The sequence below is a fragment of the Bifidobacterium pullorum subsp. saeculare genome, from assembly GCF_016899725.1.
Taxonomy (GTDB): domain Bacteria; phylum Actinomycetota; class Actinomycetes; order Actinomycetales; family Bifidobacteriaceae; genus Bifidobacterium; species Bifidobacterium pullorum_C.
In genome coordinates this window covers 1-474 of sequence record NZ_JACLYU010000163.1, presented here as the reverse complement: position 1 = coordinate 474, position 474 = coordinate 1, and the positions used below count along the sequence as shown (strand labels likewise).

Below are 474 nucleotides of genomic sequence, written 5' to 3'. Positions count from 1 at the left end.
GGTCCGAGAATAACCCCAACTTGAAGAAAAATCGGCCAATCCGAACGGTAGCGGAGCTTATCCGCATCCGCCTGAGTCCCAAATTGTCCAGTCAATGAATGGGTGATGTAGAGTTCAACGTCGCTCACCCCGGTAATCATTTTGGCAACTTCATGGTCGTTCGCCCCATCTATGCGGAATGTGGGGTCATGAACCATAACACGGTCATCTGTGACAAAGCACTGCAGCCCTACATAGCCGTTCAGTATCCCCAACGAGCGAATAAGGCGTACGAACGCGTCGTCACATTCACGGTAAATTCGCTCAATATGATGTGACGGGAACCGGTTGGCGACATGATACGGCATCCCCCTCTCGTTGTCCCTCATCGTCGCGATTTCACTCGCCATAGAGAAAGCGATCACACCGTTGCGCACAATATAATATACAAATACCTCAGAACCTCCTACAAACTCCTCTATCTCAGGATAAAGG

General features: G+C 50.0%; 1 protein-coding gene. It reads right to left on the bottom strand.

Going from position 1 to position 474, the window contains the following annotated elements; all coding sequences use genetic code 11:
- On the bottom strand, positions 1–474 hold a 474-nt coding region (locus H7U32_RS09975; protein WP_204469881.1), incomplete at both ends, for a hypothetical protein.